This window comes from Marinimicrobium sp. C2-29, assembly GCF_038419845.1.
Classification (GTDB): Bacteria; Pseudomonadota; Gammaproteobacteria; order Pseudomonadales; family Cellvibrionaceae; genus Marinimicrobium.
The window spans coordinates 1-1,899 of sequence record NZ_JBCAQT010000038.1; the positions used below are offsets into that span (position 1 = coordinate 1).

General features: G+C 59.8%; 2 protein-coding genes. Both read right to left on the reverse strand.

Annotated features, from left to right (window positions below; translation table 11 throughout):
• Window positions 1–96: 96 nt before the first annotated feature.
• Complete coding sequence (locus tag AAE484_RS17345; RefSeq protein WP_341939697.1) at window positions 97–1,320, reverse strand: hypothetical protein; 1,224 nt, start codon at window positions 1,318–1,320, stop codon at window positions 97–99.
• A 273-nt stretch (window positions 1,321–1,593) separates the two neighbouring features.
• Entirely contained in the window at window positions 1,594–1,848 is a 255-nt protein-coding gene (locus AAE484_RS17350; protein ID WP_341939698.1) for a major coat protein, read from the reverse strand.
• Between the last annotated feature and the right edge of the window lie 51 nt (window positions 1,849–1,899).

The following is a 1,899-nucleotide window of genomic DNA, read 5'->3' on the forward strand; positions in this document are numbered from 1 at the left end:
GAAGAGCTTGACGATGGAAAACATCAGGCTGCCGAGCACACCGGCCAGCCATGGAATACCGCCCGCTAATGGAAGTGGCATAGGGTAAATCCTCCGTTATCGGTCGACCGGTTGCATGGCCAGATTCCAGATGTAGATGCCGGCCATGATCGACAGGAACCAGCCAAAGGCGTCTTTAAAGGTGTTGATCAGGTGGCAGTCCACGCTCTGGGTGTGGCCCATGATTTCCAGGCTCAGCGACTCACAGGCCGCCGGTTGCGGGACGAAGCCGTCCAGGGCGTTTTCGAGCGGGCCGGCGGCATCCTCGAGCTGGCCGGTGGTGTCATCCACGCTCTCTTCCACGTCGGATTTGATCTGATCAAAGGCGGCATCCAGTTCGGCTTCACCGGCGGTTTCGAGCTGGTTGGACAGGTCGTTGATTTGCCCTTCACTCATGCCGCAGCGTTGGAGCCAGATCTGTTGCAGTTGGGCGCAGTCGATTTCATCGCCCTCACACTCGGGGGCCTGTTCGCAGTTATCGCCCCCGGAGGCGGAGCCGTCGCCCTCTTCGCAGCTCTCATCGGTGTCCGGGTCGCATTCGCCTTCACCGTTGCCGTCACCGGGATCGGAGCCGTAGCAGCCGGGCTGGCCGTTCACCTCGCCCCAGCTTTGACCGTCGGGGCAGTCTTCGGGGCCATAGCAGCCCATCTCGCCGTTGACCTCTCCCCAGGACTGACCCTCAGCGCATTCCCCGCCGGGCGCGGAGCTGGACGAACCGGAACTGGAGGAGGCGGAGCTGTCGCTGTCTTCGTCGCCCTCGTCACTGGAGCCGTCGTCGTTGCCATCGGAGGAGTTGTCGTCCGAACTGGACGAGTCGGACGAACTGGAGGAGCTGTCATCCCCGGTGCCTGGGCCGCTGTAGCACTCGGCGGTTTGCGCGTCGTAGAACTCCCCCTCTTCACAGGCATCGGGCGGAATGTCACAGGCCGCCGTACCTCCGCCAACCACCTGTTGGCCGTCCTCACAGGTTTGTGTTTCGGTGCACACAGTCGACCCATCGGGACCGGTGACTTCATGGGCTTGGCGGGGGGCTTCCTGGGAGTGAGTGCCGTTGGGGCAGTAACAGTCGGGATGAATGCCGTCTTCGGGAAAGGCGCAGTAGTTAATCTCTTTGCGGTAGTGGCAAATACCGCCGCTCGGTCTTGTTGGGTTCTCGATATATTGGGTGATTTCGTGGCCAGTGAGCACCATGTCGGAGGGAACGCCGTACTCGCCGGGTTTACGACATGCCAGGTGGATTTCATACTGATTGAGTCCCGACGGGTCCTCCCACGACACCACTTCAACCACTTCGTCTCTGTGGGAGATGTCAGGAGGACAACTCTCAATATGACAGCTGTATGTTTGAAGTGCGGAAGTTGTGGTCTCCTGGGCATTGGCCAAGGGTGAGAATAAAAAGACCAACAGTGCTGCCGAAGCAGTCAACCAATACCCTAAAGCCATCACTGAAAGCACGGTGCGTCGTTCTTCGTTCATATCAGCCATCGGTGTCAGAGTCGGGGAAGACAAAAACGGCCCCGCAGGGCCGTATCAGTGGGCAGAAGCTTCAGCCGGTTAAATCTTGCTGGAGAAGCGTTTGACGAGCTTGATCACCACCAGGGCGACGATCATGGCCCCGATGACCGGACCGACCAGGGCGGACATGTCGGTGACGGCCGCCTCGGACTCGGTGGCGATTTCAGTCGTCCAGGACGGCAGGCTGCTGCCTTCCTGGGCGAAGGCGCCGGAGGAGGCCAGCGCGACCACTGAGAACACCGCCAGCTTCACAGCGGTGGCTTTGGAACGAAGGAAAGAAACGAGTTTTTGCATCAGATTTTCTCCAAAAATTGTTTGATGGATGTGATGACGTACGCGGCGAAG

What these genes read in the sequence shown, in the direction of transcription:
- AAE484_RS17350 (WP_341939698.1), bottom strand. Translation starts at nt 1,848, where the DNA reads ATGCAAAAACTCGTTTCTTTCCTTCGTTCCAAAGCCACCGCTGTGAAG.